We start from the raw sequence: 704 nt of genomic DNA on the forward strand, positions 1-704 counted from the left end.
ACAGCATATTTGGCATCAGGTATCTCTCTTTCTAAAAAGATAATGAAGGTTTGTGTCTAATCTTTAGGCACTAAATAGCCACCCTCATTATCATGAGGATGGCTATGATACCAAACCTAGTGCGCCCACTTAACCGCTAGACGGCCATTTAATTCTTGCCCGCCAAATTTAAAGTAGCCTTGGCCTTGTTAATTTGTTGATAAACGAACATTTTCGCCGGCATAAGGGGCATCTGGATTAGTGTACTTGAGTTCACCCAGTACTTGTCCATTTTTCGCCCATGCTAACCAGTTAAAGCCATTTTCAACACTAACAAAGCAAATCCCGCCAGGAATATCGCCGTCTGAATAACGAATACCGAGGTCATACACGATATTATCGTTTAGCTTGCGTGTTAGTGTCGCACTTGGATTTAGCCCAAGATTTGGATGCACTCGCTCACCCAGATCTTTGATGTTGTTGCAAGAGAACGCATCGTAAGATCGGATCGCAAATTCTTTTTGCGCATGCGAAATGCTGTCATAACATAGTCCTCCACTTATACCTTCGCCACTAAGACGAGCGCCAAGTAAGTACAGAGGTTGAGCAGGAACCTTTTCTCCGTTCTCATCAAATGTTGTTTCAGCACACGATTGATAAGTGACGCCATTTTTGAAGCTCTTTTGATAGGCAATCTTTGTTAGTCCTTCACCAATTGGTTTTGC

General features: G+C 42.8%; 1 protein-coding gene. It reads right to left on the reverse strand.

What is annotated here, in order from left to right; genetic code table 11:
* Positions 1-188: 188 nt before the first annotated feature.
* Positions 189-704: hypothetical protein (locus tag A3739_RS30270; RefSeq protein WP_197472502.1), on the reverse strand; the 516-nt coding region annotated here is incomplete at its 5' end.

Source organism: Oleiphilus sp. HI0067, from assembly GCF_001635735.1.